At 35.5% G+C, this 16,169-nt stretch carries 14 protein-coding genes and 1 riboswitch; of the genes, 2 read left to right on the top strand and 12 right to left on the bottom strand.

Features of this window, described 5'->3' with window-relative positions; translation table 11 throughout:
• Positions 1-144: 144 nt before the first annotated feature.
• The 3 genes from AB3M96_RS06525 to AB3M96_RS06515 form a co-directional block, all read right to left on the bottom strand.
• Positions 145-762: a YesL family protein gene (locus tag AB3M96_RS06525; protein WP_412966770.1), complete on the bottom strand. Its 618-nt coding sequence runs from the start codon at positions 760-762 to the stop codon at positions 145-147.
• A gap of 264 nt (positions 763-1,026) precedes the next feature.
• Positions 1,027-1,200 (bottom strand): hypothetical protein, encoded by a 174-nt coding sequence (locus AB3M96_RS06520; protein ID WP_412966769.1) that lies wholly within the window; start codon positions 1,198-1,200, stop codon positions 1,027-1,029.
• 1,126 nt (positions 1,201-2,326) lie between these two features.
• Positions 2,327-3,010: an NAD(P)H-dependent oxidoreductase gene (locus tag AB3M96_RS06515; RefSeq protein WP_412966768.1), complete on the bottom strand. Its 684-nt coding sequence runs from the start codon at positions 3,008-3,010 to the stop codon at positions 2,327-2,329.
• Positions 3,011-3,653: 643 nt separating this feature from the next.
• Between AB3M96_RS06515 and katG the strand changes: the two genes are divergently transcribed.
• A complete protein-coding gene (gene katG / locus AB3M96_RS06510; protein ID WP_412966767.1) occupies positions 3,654-5,867 on the top strand; it encodes a catalase/peroxidase HPI in 2,214 nt (737 codons plus the stop codon).
• Positions 5,868-5,956: 89 nt separating this feature from the next.
• On the opposite strand, the gene AB3M96_RS06505 is transcribed toward katG, so the two are convergent.
• The 3 genes from AB3M96_RS06505 to AB3M96_RS06495 form a co-directional block, all read right to left on the bottom strand.
• Positions 5,957-6,142 carry a hypothetical protein gene (locus tag AB3M96_RS06505; protein WP_412966766.1) on the bottom strand — a complete coding sequence of 62 codons (186 nt, stop codon included), beginning with the start codon at positions 6,140-6,142 and terminating at the stop codon, positions 5,957-5,959.
• Between the two features lie 121 nt (positions 6,143-6,263).
• A complete protein-coding gene (locus tag AB3M96_RS06500) occupies positions 6,264-7,556 on the bottom strand; it encodes an NCS2 family permease (protein WP_412966946.1) in 1,293 nt (430 codons plus the stop codon).
• A gap of 159 nt (positions 7,557-7,715) precedes the next feature.
• Positions 7,716-7,817: riboswitch (purine riboswitch) on the bottom strand.
• 330 nt (positions 7,818-8,147) lie between these two features.
• Positions 8,148-9,065: a GNAT family N-acetyltransferase gene (locus AB3M96_RS06495; protein WP_412966765.1), complete on the bottom strand. Its 918-nt coding sequence runs from the start codon at positions 9,063-9,065 to the stop codon at positions 8,148-8,150.
• 302 nt (positions 9,066-9,367) lie between these two features.
• Between AB3M96_RS06495 and AB3M96_RS06490 the strand changes: the two genes are divergently transcribed.
• The gene (locus tag AB3M96_RS06490; protein ID WP_412966764.1) at positions 9,368-9,973 is read left to right on the top strand and encodes a TetR/AcrR family transcriptional regulator; all 606 of its coding nucleotides are present in this window, start codon (positions 9,368-9,370) and stop codon (positions 9,971-9,973) included.
• 52 nt (positions 9,974-10,025) lie between these two features.
• On the opposite strand, the gene AB3M96_RS06485 is transcribed toward AB3M96_RS06490, so the two are convergent.
• From AB3M96_RS06485 to AB3M96_RS06460, 6 genes are all read right to left on the bottom strand, one after another.
• Positions 10,026-10,754, bottom strand: a complete 729-nt coding sequence (locus AB3M96_RS06485) for a CPBP family intramembrane glutamic endopeptidase (RefSeq protein ID WP_412966763.1) — start codon at positions 10,752-10,754, stop codon at positions 10,026-10,028.
• A gap of 146 nt (positions 10,755-10,900) precedes the next feature.
• Complete coding sequence (locus AB3M96_RS06480) at positions 10,901-12,073, bottom strand: ABC transporter permease (RefSeq protein ID WP_412966762.1); 1,173 nt, start codon at positions 12,071-12,073, stop codon at positions 10,901-10,903.
• Complete coding sequence (locus tag AB3M96_RS06475; RefSeq protein WP_412966761.1) at positions 12,066-12,755, bottom strand: ABC transporter ATP-binding protein; 690 nt, start codon at positions 12,753-12,755, stop codon at positions 12,066-12,068. Before AB3M96_RS06475 ends, AB3M96_RS06480 begins: the two co-directional genes overlap by 8 nt.
• Positions 12,755-13,612 carry an efflux RND transporter periplasmic adaptor subunit gene (locus AB3M96_RS06470; protein ID WP_412966760.1) on the bottom strand — a complete coding sequence of 286 codons (858 nt, stop codon included), beginning with the start codon at positions 13,610-13,612 and terminating at the stop codon, positions 12,755-12,757. Before AB3M96_RS06470 ends, AB3M96_RS06475 begins: the two co-directional genes overlap by 1 nt.
• Before the next feature lie 381 nt (positions 13,613-13,993).
• Positions 13,994-14,644, bottom strand: a complete 651-nt coding sequence (locus tag AB3M96_RS06465; protein WP_412966759.1) for a response regulator transcription factor — start codon at positions 14,642-14,644, stop codon at positions 13,994-13,996.
• Complete coding sequence (locus AB3M96_RS06460; RefSeq protein ID WP_412966758.1) at positions 14,644-16,095, bottom strand: sensor histidine kinase; 1,452 nt, start codon at positions 16,093-16,095, stop codon at positions 14,644-14,646. Before AB3M96_RS06460 ends, AB3M96_RS06465 begins: the two co-directional genes overlap by 1 nt.
• Between the last annotated feature and the right edge of the window lie 74 nt (positions 16,096-16,169).

The raw sequence follows: 16,169 nt of genomic DNA, 5'->3' as shown, positions 1-16,169 counted from the left end.
CGATTGCCGATCCCTTTAGGGGACAACAGAACCGTAGTTGCACTTATGTGTTTAGGAAAGTATTTTATAATTTACTATCAGCTAAATAAAAAGACAGATGAATGGCTTCTCTTTCGGGAAACTATCAGTCTGTCTTTTTTTATACTATGTTGATAAGTTTGCTTTCTTGTTATCTGCCTTTTTGAAAGTTAGTAAGCAAGTTGCCATTATCACAGTTGCTGAAAGGCTACCTGCAAAGAAAAAACCGAAGCCTGGAATGAATTTCACCACAAAAAATATGGCAACAAGACTAGCAATCATCACAGTGTTTTCTAGTGGGTTGATAAGCATTAGGAAAAATGAATTTTTTATGATTTGATTTAGTTTGAGATTGTAATGGACATAGACCGGGAATATGTATATGGTAGTTAACCCTGCCACCAAAATAAGCATGTATACAGGAATTTGAACTAAACTTGTATATGAACTGCCTGTAAATTTAATGAAAACAAGATCAAGCACCAGTAAGCCAGCAACCAGCCAGATGATTACTCCTAATACATTTCCTCTGATAAACTCTGATTGATAGGTTTTCCAAAATGTTCGAAATACCGGAATGTCTCTATCCCCCATTAACCATTTACGAATGACAGTAAACATTGATATTGTTGCTGGGAAGAATCCTAGGAAGACTAAACCAAGGAATGAAAAGCTAATCCATAGTAGGTTAATATATACAATTCTTGTAATCCATTCGGTGGCGGTGTAGGCTCGGTTTAACATGTAATCGTATCCTTTTTAATTAAGATACATTCTATTATATAGTAGATTTCGTTACCTGAGCATATATTCTTGATGTGTATAGGGAAACCAGTATGTAAATGTAGGAACTGTTAACTTAATTTTGTAGAAAAGTTCTAAAATATCTACAAATAGATTTAAACAAATGAATCGTTTCAACTGCTTCGTTAATATGGTGATGCAAGCTAAATTATTTACGTAGTTGTTTTTAACGTTCTATAATTTACATTTCCTTAAATTTTAGACTTAACATATCATTTCTTTGGCTTCTACCTTCATTTCATTATATCGTTCATTTAAAAGTACTAATATGGAGTCATCAGCCGTAAAATGGCGAACGAAGGTCTGAATATCACGTCTGGAATATTTCCCCTGATCATGTATTTTATATCCCCTACCGTTAAGTTTAAACCTTATCATGAAACTGTCGGGTTTCGTATTTTTTCTCGGAAAAACTTGAACAAAATTTAGTACTACTTCGAGACATGCGCAATCTGGATTCATACAATATGAATCCGCGATCAAGAATAACCTTTCATTAGAGTTAAGGTGGAAAAAATTATTGTTTTCATTGGGGAAAACCTCTGAATAACAAACAGTAATACCTTTGGCAATCTTACTTAGCACAGCATTCATAATAACGCTCCTTTTGATTGAACCGGCATATTCCCCATCAATTCAAATAATCTATTGAGCAAATTCTCTTAAGTATTTTTACTGGATGTGGATAGTATAGGGGCTTAATAGTGGATTTTAATTGAAGAGATTGGACGGGGAAAAACTGCAGATTAATAGAATGAAATCAAAATCTAAAACACTTATTATTACTATGGTTATTAGTTCGACATTTTACTACCTCCCTTCCAGTAAAATTATATCACATTATACTTATCCATACTTTTTAACAAGTAAGAATTTATTACAATTTTGTGAATATTAATCAAGGCGGCAATCTCCCCTGAAACGTCCTGCTTTCACTTAACAGTTTCTTGTCCCTAGTTAACCCTTGTTTCAGAAAACTTATTATCAAAGGGATGAATAGGTATTATTTAGAAGAATCGAAGACTGCCAAGCCTATCATTCGGCCGTAGAGCTGTAATACGCTGATGTTTTTAGGAAAGTATTTTATAATTTACTATTAGTAAAAGATCACCCAGGCACTAGTTACCAGAGGTGATCTACTTTTATTTTCTCTATATCTTCAGTCTCTTTGCTGAGAACCTCTGGATTTCTTTTCTTGTTTTTTCTTTTCCTCATTTTTATTTTCTATATGCCCCTGCGCATTCACTTTTGAATCTCTATTCATGTTTAATACCTCCTAGTAAGTAGTAAATTTGTTCATATGATTATTTTTGATTAAAACGTTTCCATTTATTCCTAATGTAACAATAAAAAAATAACCATAAACAAACGTTCATCAAAAACAATATTCCTAATTAAATATATTTACACTTACTATTGGGTTCCAATTATATAACTGTTTATCAGATCGAGTGAATAAAATAAAAAGCTGTTTAAAAGACAGATACCCTAATTTCCCCACCGATTAGTGTGTTTTTTCATAACTTTTCATTGATCTATATTGGATCGGTTTTTCATTCGCTAAATTAATAAGTCTCAATTTCCATTCTTTTAAATGTTCTAACCTAACTTCTTCAGTAGCACCTGCCGGGAATAAAAATGGCTCTAATACATCCATGCCACAGTAGTATAGTTTTTCATGATTAATATTAAATAACAGATCATCAATTCTCCCTTTAATACCATCGTCTCCATAATCAGAAAGGTCCTCTCCACCATGTGTGATAGACAGAATAGCCTTTTTACCTTTTAGATTACCTTGGTCATAACGCCCAGGGCCATAGGCAAATTTATATGATAATACTCTATCAAACCACCCTTTAAGAATTGCTGGAACGTCACTCCACCACATCGGGTACTGCAATATCACCAAGTCGGCCCAAGCAATATAATCCTGCTCTATTAAGATATCATTTGAAAATGTCTTATTAATATATGCGTGATACTGCTCAGAAATATAATTGAACTTATGTGGGTTCTTTAAAACAGTAAAGTCATTTTTATCTGCTACAGCTTTAAATTGCTTAGCATACAAATCAGATACTATTACTTCATGCCCCTGCTCTTCTAATATTTCTACAGCTATGTTTTTAAGAGAGGCATTTAATGAGTTTTCATCGGGGTGTACGTATACAATTAGTACATTCATTTGCTAAATCTCCTTTACTATTATTGTTATTCAGTTCTTTTCCTCAAAACAGCAAAACCTTTATATGTCTCTAGCTTATCTTCTTTTCTCTCTTTTTTACCTATTTATATGAAATATAAAGCAACCCATATAGAAAGAAAGAAATCCTTACGTAATATCCTTATTACTTGCTTACTCCAATTCCTTTTCATTATAATGGTAATAGAAAAAAGTATAAATGCTCTAAATTCTTATTTTTTCATAAAAGTATACTTCCAAAACACTATGTTAATTCTCTTACACTATCCTCAGATTGTACGATTTGTTTTAAATTTTAAAATATGTATGTACTCCCTACGAAAAATAAATCATGTTTTCAAATTCACATTGAAGCAAATTGCATTGAATTCTCAATTACATATAGTATTTCGCAACAAAGATATCGTTCGTGAATTCTATAATCTCCTTCTATATAGTACTTCTTCCAAGGACTAAATCAGTGTTTTAGTCACTACAATAAATAAACTATCATTCTTATACTCTATTTTACTTTCAATTTAACGAATCTTATATTATAATAATTACAGAATAACAATAATTATAAATTTAGTTCATAAACTAGATTCATAATTATTAATCTTACATATAAGGAGAGTTGAGAAATATGGATCATAAAGAAAATGCAACCACTGGAGGCTGCCCGTTTCACGGCGGTGCTACTAGTCCAAAATCAAGTGGTACTACAAACCGAGACTGGTGGCCAAACGCGTTAAACCTGAATATCCTCCGTCAACATGACACAAAATCAAACCCTATGGGTGAAGACTTTGATTACGTAGAGGAATTCTCAAAGTTAGACTATGATGCTCTTAAGCAGGACCTTAAAGACCTAATGAAAAACAGTCAAGATTGGTGGCCAGCAGACTATGGCCATTATGGTCCATTCTTCATTCGTATGTCTTGGCATGCCGCAGGTACTTATCGTAATGGCGATGGCCGTGGCGGTGGTGGAACTGGTAACCAACGTTTCGCTCCACTTAATAGCTGGCCAGACAACGTTAGCCTTGATAAAGCACGCCGTATTCTATGGCCGATTAAGCAAAAGTATGGTAATAAAATCTCTTGGGCAGACTTGCTTGTTATGGCAGGTAATGTTGCGATTGAGGACATGGGTGGTCCTGTCATAGGTTTTGGAGCAGGTCGTGCTGACATTTGGCATCCAGAAGAAGACATCTATTGGGGTGCTGAAACAGAATGGCTAGATGACAAACGTTACACTGGTGAACGTGACCTTGAGAATCCACTTGCTGCTGTTCAGATGGGATTAATCTACGTTAACCCAGAAGGTCCTAACGGTAAACCAGACCCTCTTGCTTCTGCTAAAGACATTCGTGAAACATTTGCACGTATGGGAATGAATGATGAAGAAACAGTTGCCTTGATTGCAGGAGGACATACTTTCGGTAAGGCACACGGTGCTGGAGATGCTTCTCAAGTTGGCCCAGAACCAGAGGCTGCTCCAATTGAAGCACAAGGCTTAGGTTGGGAAAGTACCTACGGTTCAGGAAAAGGTCGTGACACTATCTCTAGTGGACTCGAAGGTTCTTGGACTGCTAATCCTACACAATGGGATAATGGTTACTTTGATTTATTGTTCGGATATCAATGGTGGCTTACAAAGAGTCCTGCAGGTGCATGGCAATGGATGGCTGTAGATCCTGCTGAGGAGCATCTAGCACCAGATGTAGAAGATCCGTCTATTAAAGTTCCAACGGTTATGTTTACATCAGACTTAGCGTTAATTCATGATCCAATTTACGAAAAGATTTCTCGTCGCTTCCATGAGAATCCAGAAGAATTTGCAGCTGCATTTGGTCGTGCTTGGTTTAAGCTATTACACCGTGACATGGGACCAAAAGCTAGATACCTTGGACCTGAAGTTCCAGAAGAAGATTTTATCTGGCAAGATCCAGTACCAGCTGGTAACTATGATTTAACTGATGCTGACATAGCTGAAATTAAAGCGAAAATCCTAGACTCAGGTCTTACTGTTAGCAAACTTGTAACAACTGCTTGGGCTTCAGCAAGTACGTACCGTGGTTCTGATCACCGTGGTGGTGCAAATGGAGGACGTATCCGCCTTTCACCACAGAAGGATTGGGAAGTAAACCAACCTGAACAGCTTGCACAAGTTCTTACAGTACTTGAAGGCATTCAAAAGGATCTAGATAAAGACATCAGCTTGGCTGATCTAATTGTTCTAGGCGGTAGTGCTGCTATCGAAAAAGCTGCTCGTGATGCAGGCTTTGACGTTACAGTTCCTTTTGCTCCTGGACGTGGCGACGCTACACAAGAGCAAACAGATGCTGAAAGCTTTGACGTATTAGAGCCAGTAGCTGATGGTTTCCGTAACTATCAAAAGAAACAATATAGTGTAAGTCCAGAAGAACTCTTAATAGATAAAGCACAACTATTAAACCTAACTGCACCAGAAATGACTGTTCTTATTGGCGGTATGCGTGTTCTAGGTACAAACTTCGGTGGTACACAACACGGCGTATTCACTGACAATGTAGAACAACTTACAAATGATTTCTTTGTTAACTTGCTTGACATGGGAGTACAATGGAAGCCTGTAGGAGCAAACGTCTATGAAGGCCGTGACCGTAAAACAGGTGAAGTAGTTCGTACAGCAACTAGAGTAGACCTAGTATTCGGTTCAAACTCTATTCTCCGTGCTATTGCAGAAGTATACGCTCAAGATGATAACAAAGAAAAATTTGTGCGTGACTTTATCGCTGCATGGGTTAAAGTTATGAATGCAGACCGCTTCGATCTTAAAGTGGCTAACCGTAAGGAAGCTCAACTAACAAAATAAGAAGTAATGAATACAAAGAAACCGCCGTCTGTAGATGGCGGTTTCTTCATTCATTCAGTAAGCGGCTTCTATCTATATGTTTGGAAATCCTAGGTATTCCTTATAAAAACAAAATATGTAAGTAGTTCTTTTTCATTTATCGATAAACTACTCCTTAAATCTTCTGTTCGCAAAATAAATTCTTTAACTCCTATAAATTCCGATTCTGAAACTAAATAAAACAGTGTACCTCTTTTATGTTCCTTAAAGTTGGTTTTTAGTTTATACGTTTTCATTGGATAACCTTCCTAGTTTCTATCAGAAGTAAATACTTATATTATCTCATTTTGCTTATTTTCTGCTTACCTCCTTGTTTAGGTGAAAAAAGGAGGAACCACTACTGGCTCCCCCTACTATCTACATATAAATAAAATAAGCAATAAACATCACAAAGAGAACATACATAATCGGATGCACATCTCTATGCTTTTTCAAGGCAATCATTGTAATAGGATACATAATAAACCCTAATGCAATCCCTGTAGCGACGCTTGATGTTAAAGGCATCATAATAATCGTTGTAAATGCAGGTATGGCTATATCAAGCTTCGTCCATTCAATATGGCGTACTTCCGCAACCATCATAGCACCTACAATGATTAGTGCAGGAGCCGTTATTTCGGCTGTAACGACTGATAACAATGGTGAGAAAAAGAGCGATAATAGGAAAAATCCTGAAATAACAATAGAAGCAAAACCTGTACGAGCTCCCGCAGCGATACCTGCTGTTGATTCTATAAACGAAGCAGTTGTTGATGTCCCCAAAATTGAACCTACAACAGAGGCAGATGAATCAGCTAATAGAGCTGGTCCAGCATTTGGAATTTTATTCTCCTTTAGGATACCCGCTTGACTAGCTACTGCAATTAACGTTCCTGCAGTATCAAAAAAACCTACAAATAAAAAAGTGAATATAACAACAAATAAGTCAGGTGTAAATACATTTGGAAGCTCCGAAAACACGACACCAAATGTAGGCTCAAGACTTGGAATACTTCCGATAATTCCTGTTGGTCTATCAATAATACCTACAATCATCCCGACAATTGATGAGATGACCATACCATAAAAAATACCGCCCCGAACTCCCCTGACTAGCATAACGGATGTAATGATAAATCCAAATAACGCAAGAGCTGTAGGACCTGAAGTAAAATCCCCTAATGAAACAAACGTCGCATCATTTCCCTGAATAATCTTCGCGTTTTTCAACCCGATAAAAGCTACAAAGAATCCTATTCCACCGGCTATCGCATATTTTAAATCCTGTGGAATGACATTAATAATTTTTTCACGTATTTTTAACACACTTAAAATTACAAATAATATTCCTGAGATGAAAACACCTGTTAACGCTGTCTCCCATGGAATTCCCATCCCGATTACAACTGAATACGTAAAGAATGAGTTTAACCCCATACTTGGTGCAATTCCAATTGGATAATTCGCTAGTAAGCCAATTAGCAAGGAACCGATAATCGCTGTGATTGCAGTTGCAGTAAATACAGCACCCTTGTCCATCCCAGACTCACTTAGTACTAGTGGATTAACAACAAGAATATATGCCATTGATAAAAATGTTGTTAACCCCCCAATGAATTCCTGCTTAAAGGTTGTTTGACGTTCGCTAAATTTAAAATAAGTGTGCATAGGCATATGCCATCTCTCCCCATAGTGGTATGTTTATAATAAATCTGACAGTAAAATAAAAATTTTATACTTAGTTTTCCCCACTACAATTAAAAAATGCCTCGATAGCATAGCTACCAAGGCATGTACAAAAGAGAGGTTCATAGAACACAAGTATCCATATAAACCATCCTCTCTTGTAGTCAAGCTTTTTACGGTAGCCTGGTAGAAACGATCGAGCCATATTCTCGAACATATACAAGAAAACTATATTAATATAATTATAAAAGTTTATCAGGTATTATGTTTATCGTCAAGTGAATCGGATTCAGGTTCAGATTTTATAAAATGTAACAACAAATTAAGACATGAGAAAGAGGCTGACTCAGACGGTCCGATTTACCGACACTTTGAGCCTAGCCCCTTTTTATCAATTTTCACTTATTCTTTAAAAGTGTATAGCTCTAAAATCTTTCAAGGGCTATATCCCTCACTTATCTACAAGTAATATCCAATAATGGGTACATTTACTAATAACTACTCATAAAGAACCAAACCCAGTACTATAAAACTATTGGAGACAGTCCCTAGATAAACTTGTTCCAACCAAAATTAAACAAGTTCTACGTAAAATCTCTTCTCTTCTTCAGCCACAACAAAACCAACGGATTTGTATAAATTCAGGGCCATTTCGTTCTCCGTATCTACCATTAATTTCGCTTTTTCCAAGTCCTTGTCCTTAAGGTAAGTTAGAGCAGTAGTTAGAAGAAATTTTGCAATCCCTTGTTTTCGCCATTCAGTTTTAACAAATACATCCTCAATAACTCCCAGTTCTTCTTCTTGCCATGCCATTGCACAAGCAATAATTTCACCGTCTTTCCTAACCGGCAAGGCCATCCAGTTAGGATTATTCTTGTATTCTCGTAGTCTATTTAATCCTAAAGCAGCATCTGGCCAAATAATACATTCTGTTTCCAAATATTGGTTTTCCTCTTCTTCACTTTCCATTTTCCAGAACTCCCAACTTAGTTCCTCCTGAGATAAATTAGCAAGTGTAATTGGTAAGTGTAAGTTCCTATTCATCGTATATAAGGTATTCGATTGCCGAAACCCTTTTTCTTCTAAGAAAAACCGATTATTGTGTACCTCTGTTCCAAAGTTACCTACGCATAGATGGGTTTTAAAGTTTGGTGACAATGATTCTTTTAATTTTAATGCACGTTGATAAAGACTTTCATACACTTTATTTAATAAATCTGTATCTGTCTCTCGGTCTGGCAATGTCTTTAGGTTTAAGTAAATGCTATGTCTGCTAGCTTCAGGATGTCCGTCAGGAATCGTATTCACAATTTCAACCTGCCCCTTAGCTATCATTTTTCCATCTTCATACGCACAGAAGACGTTTTCCCAATTTTCCTCAGAACCAATCCACCAGAACACAACATTCTTATCTTTCGCAACTGCTTGATAAAAAACTCCTAACAATGGCATATCTTCTTGTTTAAAATTCCGAACCTCAATTGAATTCATGCACTATCTCCTTTTAGGATCCTTTATACTTATTTATCATTCTATATGACGACTCTTTTCAAAAAAGGTTTCATTATATAACTCAAATTATATTTCCTTTAAGAAGGTCAACAATATCATATAATTTTACCAAGTTGTTTCTTTCTCCTTAATATAATTTAACTGATATAGGGTTGAAGAAAGGATTTCATTTTATCACTCCAAGCTGACCCATATAATCATTTTTCACTAATATCCCTTCCATACTAACGTACGTTAGTGTAAAATGATAATTAATGTTTTTATGGATGGAGGTTTCAAGCATGACACTCAGTACGAAGGAAAAAATCTTCAATACTTCCCTCGACCTCTTTTCACAAAGAGGATTTAGTGGGGTTTCTATTCGTGAAATCACAAGAGAAGTCGGAATTAAAGAGAGTTCTTTATATAATCACTTTCGTAATAAAGACGAAATATTGGAATCCATTTTAAATTACTTTAGAGATGATTTTTCAAAGACTCTTCCACCTGTTGAGTTATTAGATGAGATTTTACAAAAAAGCACAGTCGAAGAGTTTTTAAAAGCAGGCCATCGGAATTTTAAAAAGTATATGGAAGATGAAACAGGCATGAAAATGTGGAGAGTCCTACAAGTAGAACAATTTCGTTTCCCACTTGCAAGGGAAATCATTTTAGAAGACTTATTTAAAAAGACGATTGATTTCTTGGAGTTAGTTTTTAGTAAACTAATTGAAATGAATAAAATCAGGAATTTTGAACCAAAGTTATTAGCAATTGAGTACCAATACCCCGTTTTCACCTTACTCACTGAATACAATATTTTAAAATTTGACGGTAAGGATACCTCAGAGGTCGAGTCAAAATTAGATCAACACATAGCATTCTTTTTAAATATGATTACTGAATAAACCAAAAAGCACAGGTGAAGAGAATTCTCTCCAGCTGTGCTTTCATTAATCTTTAAGCAATAGAAAATCCTAAGGAAGCCATTAACACATATACCACCATTTGTAGATCCATCACAAAGTGAGCGATAATTAATGGTGTCATGTTTCTTGTTTTATGAAAGATAATCCCAACAACTAAGGCCAATGGAATGAAAGCAAGTAACCGCCAGGCAATATATGATCCTCCTAATACAATTGGAAGTGGTCCATGTTGTATTGCTAAAAAGAGGGCAGGAAGAACGATTGCCAATGCCACACTTCCCCATTTCTTTTCTATTCTAGGAAAAGCATACCCATAATATGTCGGAAGTTCAACTAATGCATTTGTTAGTGGAAAAACGACTACTGCAATAACTGCAGCCCCTAGTGGAAGAGCCTGCATCATGTTTGTAGGTGGTTGAATATCTCCCAAGATTAAATAGGAAAGTCCATATAACCCTAACGCAGCAAAAGGAAAACTAATTAATAAGTAAAGTAAGCCTTTTAAAATGTCTTTTTTAAACTTTCCTTTTCTAAAGTGAAGGATTGAATTATAGGGTTTCCCTTCTTTTCTCAACAAATTCTTCAATACAAGAAAACTAGCAATATTAGCTAAAATTGCTTGAAACGGCCACCATTTCTCTGCTTCTTTCATGGCATCATCCACACCAATTACACTACATATCACAATTATTACTAAACCAAACACAAGAAAAAAGACAGTTCTCATAACTAAAGCAGCCCATACCCTTGTTTGTTCCATTATCGTTATCCCCTTTTATTATTATAATACTAACGTTCGTTAGTATTATAAGCTAACATGTGTTAGTTTGACAATAACAAAAAAGAAAATTTTTTGCTAAAAGAAGAACTACCAGGAGTATTCCTGGTAGTTCTAAACAAATTTATCTATACACTTCTCAATGCATCAATCGGATGAAGTCTAGATGCTTTTCTTGCCGGTGCAATACCAAAGATAATTCCAATTCCTGCAGAGAATCCAAGTGCCAATAGGACTGTTGAAGCTGTTAGAATTAACTTAGTACCCATAATTAAACACACAACATATGCAATGAAGGCACCCCCGAAGAATCCTATAATTCCACCGATTAATGAAAGAAAGACAGCTTCAAGCAAAAACTGCTGTTGAATTCGTTTAGGTTCTGCTCCTAGTGCTTTTCTAAGACCAATTTCAGTAGTCCTTTCTGTGACGGAAACAAGCATCATATTCATAATTCCAATACCCCCAACAAAGAGAGAAATGGAACCAATCCCACCTAGCATAAAAGAAAGCATATTTGTTATTTTATTGATTGAAGAGAGCATATCCTGCATATTCATTACCGAAAATGCTTCTTTTTTATCATTAAATGCCTCGGATAAAGCTGCATCAATATCTTCTGTAATCTTCTCTGAGCTAGTAGAATTTGTCATATATACATCTACACTTGTTACATAACCAGTTCCTAGTAAGCTCATAGAAGTCGTATACGGGATAATAACAGATTCATTCATAGATGCGTTGGAAAAGTTATTAGATTCTTTTAATGTTCCTATTATTGTATAAGATACCCCACCAATAATTAACTCTTTACCTATCGGATTTTCCCCAAAATACATCTCCTTCGCAATTGTCGATCCAATCAGACTGACTTTATTTTCACTTTCAATATCCAATTGATTAATGCCCCTACCGGTTTCAATTAAATCTTTACTTTTGGAAAAGTACACATCATTTTTCCCTTGGACCACTACATTGGATTTCTCAGCACCAGATGCAACCACTGTCGTATTCCCTGAAATAGTTGGTGACACACCTGCCACATTTTCAATCTGTTGAAGTTTTTCAATATCACTTTCAATAAGCCCTTGTTTTAGAGGCGTACCTATCACTTGTATAGATATTTTATCTGCACCAAATAATTCAAATTCACTCGTCATTTCATTCATTGAGCTTTTACCAATCGTAATAAGGGCAATAATTGAACTGACACCAATGACAATGCCTAAAATGGTTAAAGCGGAGCGCATTTTATTATTCATCACATTCATCCAGGACATTTTGAGATTTTCTTTAAACATACGCCCTCTCCTCCCTAAGCTGACCATCTAATATATGGACGATTCTATTTGCGTGTTGCGCAATTTCTATATCGTGTGTAATCATGATAATGGTTTTTCCCTCATTGTTAATCTCTTGAAAGAGTTTCATTATTTGTTGCCCTGTTTTTTGATCTAATGCTCCAGTAGGTTCATCTGCAAGTAGAATGGTAGGCTCAGTTACCATTGCACGAGCAATGGCAACTCTTTGTTGCTGACCGCCTGAAAGCTGATTTGGACGATTTTGTATTTTGTCTTCAAGTCCCACTCTGCTTAACATCTCTTTGGCTCTTGCCTTCCTTTCTTTTTCATTTATTCCTGCATAAACTAGAGGAAGTTCAACGTTTTGTAATGCACTTAGTCGTGGCAGCAATTGAAATTGTTGAAAAACAAACCCTATTTCTTTGTTTCGAATTGCAGCCAATTTTTTATCACTTAACTCATTAATCGGTTGATTTGATAATACATAATCTCCACTAGACGGTGAATCGAGGCATCCAATTATATTCATTAGCGTTGATTTCCCTGAACCAGATGGCCCTAATACTGCAAGGAAATCCCCTTTCCTAACTTCTAAATCAATCTGCTTTAAAACGATTTGATTTTCGGCCCCCATGATATATGACTTTGTTATTTGATTCATTGTCAGAATGTTACTATTCACTATTGATTTCCCCCTCCATGCATAGCAGTAGCACTAGGCTGTTCAGATGTTTTTGGAATCAAAACTTTATCGTCTACCTCTAATCCTTTCTTGATTTCTACGGTTATACCATCATTTATACCTGTTTCAACATATTGTTTAATTGCTTCCCCTTCTTCAGAAGCTATCATTACATAAGGTTTATTTTTACTATCAAACTGAATTGCTTTCATCGATACTGTTTTAATTTCTTTAGCGTGATCTTTTAAAACTTCTACTTCTGCACTCATCCCAACTCTAATTGTTTCATCTTTATCAAAATCAATCATGGCTGTAAAGTATGAAATCCCGTTCTCATTTATCGCCTCTTTTGAGATATCATATATATTACCCTTGATATCTTTTTCTAGAGCATTAATTGTTACATCTACTTCTTGATTAACCTCGACATATTTTAAGTCATATTCATCAACTTTAACTTTCACATGTAAATTGCTATAATCTACAATATCAACCAATCTTGAGCCTTTGATGGCATGACTATTATTCTTCGTATATACACCCGCTATTTCTCCATCAATTTCGGCCCTTGTCTCTTCTCCTTCTGAGCTAATCAGTAACACATCTCCCATTTTCACCTTATCCCCTGGTTTAACTAATACTTCTTCAACATGCATTTCTTTTTGACTAACTATATTTTGTCTGCTCTTTGCATCAACTGTTCCTGAGAAACTATAATACGTTGTAATGTCCTCTGTTTGAACCTTTTCTTCTTCGTATGAAGCAGAACCCTTCTGTGTAAATAATGCACCTGATACTAAGGAAACTACCAATACTCCACCGATTACGAAACTAGCAATCTTTGTACTCTTTTTCATTTTCTTTCCTCCAATTTGTGATTTTTAGTTTATCAACTACCTGTTAACTTTCGAATAATTATACTTTTATCGTCGATTTAACCTTCTTATCGATCAACGACTTCCCCTTCCTTGTGAACTTTCTTTATTTTCATCTCCTCACTCTCTTCGTAGGTATCTTACCAACATTATTAACAGGCTTTGTTTTTTGGTATTAGACTTATTAGTTTCTACACTCTCATTCTACTAAGGAGAGACATAATTCAAACCGCACTCTTATGAGAGAACAACCGAACAGTTTTTGAAGAACACCGCAGACAAATTGAAGGGAACCGCAAGATTTTGCGGTTCCCTTCAAAAGAAAAAAACTACCAGGAAACCTAGGTAGTTCAACACGTATTATTATTTCAATTCTTCCTCTGGAATTAATCCAAGTTTTTTTGCTTTAGCGATGGTATCTACTCTCGTACGGACACCAAACTTTTGGTAAAGAGTTGTTAAATTATATTCTAATGATCTTTGGCTCATTGCTAAAGTTGCAGCTATCTCACGTGTGCTTTTTCCTTTAGAAAGCTCTGATAAGATTTGTTCTTCGTTTGCAGTTAAGACTACTTTTTCATAAGAATTAGAGCTATCTGTTATTATCCCTGGTCTCCTTAGTTCTCTGACCAAAGAAAGCGGCAAAATGACTTGTTTTCTTATTGCACTTCGAATTCCTGCTACTAACTCGTCTCTTGAAGAGGTTTTGGATAGAAATCCAGAAACTCCCGCTTCTACAAGTAGATTAAAATGTGGCTTAATATCAAAGCCTGTATATATTAAAACTGTTAAATCAGGATTATATGCAAGTGCTTGCTTTGCTAATTCAAGCCCATTGAGATGTGGCATGTATAAGTCAAATAGTAGTACATCATAATGGTGTAGCTTAATTATATTCATTGCATTTAATGAGCTGTTTTCAACGGTAATCTTAAAATCAGGTTCTTGTTCTAACAGCATTTTCGTCCCTTCGATGATCGATAAATGATCATCTACAATTAATATATTTACCATTACACTAAACTCCTTTCTAATTGGTTGGGTAGCTCTAGTGTAGCTACAAACCCACTGACATGCTTTGAGGTGATATCCATTCTCCCTCCAAGACTTTTCGCTCGTTGACTTACACTAGTAATCCTCAGATTTGTTGACCAGTTATCTTTTTCATTTGCATCATACATTCTTCCGTTATCACTATATACAAGTTTTAATTTTTCATTTTCACTATACAAGTTAAATCTTACTACACTCGCTTTAGAAAATTCTTCAGCATAATGAAGGAACTCTTGTACAATCCGATATATCCCAATAGTTTGCTCTTCGTTTAAACTAATCAATGAAAGATTACCTGATGAAAACTGAATTTTATAAGTGGACGATAGCTGGATATGATCAAACAAATTTTCTAGTGAACTTACCAGTCCCAATTCTCTTAAAAGAGGTGGCCGTAAATTATTACATGTAGCTCGTATTGCATGAATAATATCCAACAAGCCTTGTTCAATTTCGATTAACTTCGTTTTTGCTTCCTTATCAATTTCAAAACGTTTTAATAGCGTTTCAAGTCTTCGATACAAGTCAATTTGATCCTGTAAGACGGTATCGTGTAAATCACTTGATAGTGTCAAGCGTTGTTGTTCTTGAAGGTTAAACATCATTCGAAACACCCATTGTGGGGTTTCTTTTTGAAGGGTTATCGCTTCTAGCTGATGCATCAGATTTTCAATCATATTTAAATTTTCAAAAACCATGACTGAATAATGAACAAACGTTTCTAGCCAGATTAACTCCATTGGTTCACTGACTTCAAGAGCGTCAAGAGAGATGATATAAGGACGGTTCTTTCTCTCGCCTACTTTAACGAATATGTTGTCAGAAATCATTGTTATTTTACCAATAGGCAAATTCATGTCATTACCTACTTCATCGGAGTATGTCGAAGTAATTTTAGGCTTCGAATCTGGAAGAATAGTTACCAACTCTTTCATCATCCGGTTCTCAAGATCAGATAGTTTCATAACTGCCGTCAGATCATTTGAGAAATTTTTTAAACTTTTTTGTAATACTTCATGTCTGTTTTTGTGATACTCGAGTTCCAACTCAATCATCTTTCGCTCGGTAACATCTCTTGTCGAGACAACTTGCAGATAATTCTCTGTGCCTGGAAGTGGGGTAGTTTTACACTCAAAGTACCGGATTTCTCCGTTTTTTCTAACCATACGATACTCACTGGAATTACTCTCCTCAGAATCTAGTAAATGCTTATGTCGATGCATCATCAGCTCTCGGTCTTCAGGATGAACAATAATAAATGCGTCTACATCATTTAATTCTTCAGGACTATAGCCCGTAATTTCATAAAAACTAGGGGTCGCGTAAATAATGTGACGATATTGATTAACAATAAAGAGCATATCACTAGTATGAGTAAGGATGGTTTCAAACATTTGCTGGTTGAAGTTCATAAAAACACCACCTATTTTCAACTTTATATTTGTATGTTAGCTCAATTGTGTCTATCTTGAGCCGTAATAATTCT

The sequence above is a fragment of the Ferdinandcohnia jepli genome (assembly GCF_047246645.1).
Taxonomy (GTDB): domain Bacteria; phylum Bacillota; class Bacilli; order Bacillales; family Bacillaceae_L; genus Ferdinandcohnia.
Note: the sequence above shows the minus strand (reverse complement) of the source record. Positions and strands in the feature narration are given on the sequence as shown.

Coding starts and splice junctions, on each gene's coding strand:
- AB3M96_RS06460 (WP_412966758.1), bottom strand. CDS start 16,095: ATGAACTTCAACCAGCAAATGTTTGAAACCATCCTTACTCATACTAGT.
- AB3M96_RS06485 (WP_412966763.1), bottom strand. CDS start 10,754: ATGGAACAAACAAGGGTATGGGCTGCTTTAGTTATGAGAACTGTCTTT.
- AB3M96_RS06480 (WP_412966762.1), bottom strand. CDS start 12,073: ATGTTTAAAGAAAATCTCAAAATGTCCTGGATGAATGTGATGAATAAT.
- AB3M96_RS06465 (WP_412966759.1), bottom strand. CDS start 14,644: ATGGTAAATATATTAATTGTAGATGATCATTTATCGATCATCGAAGGG.
- AB3M96_RS06525 (WP_412966770.1), bottom strand. CDS start 762: ATGTTAAACCGAGCCTACACCGCCACCGAATGGATTACAAGAATTGTA.
- AB3M96_RS06505 (WP_412966766.1), bottom strand. CDS start 6,142: ATGAAAACGTATAAACTAAAAACCAACTTTAAGGAACATAAAAGAGGT.
- AB3M96_RS06515 (WP_412966768.1), bottom strand. CDS start 3,010: ATGAATGTACTAATTGTATACGTACACCCCGATGAAAACTCATTAAAT.
- AB3M96_RS06520 (WP_412966769.1), bottom strand. CDS start 1,200: ATGATAAGGTTTAAACTTAACGGTAGGGGATATAAAATACATGATCAG.
- katG (WP_412966767.1), top strand. CDS start 3,654: ATGGATCATAAAGAAAATGCAACCACTGGAGGCTGCCCGTTTCACGGC.
- AB3M96_RS06470 (WP_412966760.1), bottom strand. CDS start 13,612: ATGAAAAAGAGTACAAAGATTGCTAGTTTCGTAATCGGTGGAGTATTG.
- AB3M96_RS06490 (WP_412966764.1), top strand. CDS start 9,368: ATGACACTCAGTACGAAGGAAAAAATCTTCAATACTTCCCTCGACCTC.
- AB3M96_RS06500 (WP_412966946.1), bottom strand. CDS start 7,556: ATGCACACTTATTTTAAATTTAGCGAACGTCAAACAACCTTTAAGCAG.
- AB3M96_RS06495 (WP_412966765.1), bottom strand. CDS start 9,065: ATGAATTCAATTGAGGTTCGGAATTTTAAACAAGAAGATATGCCATTG.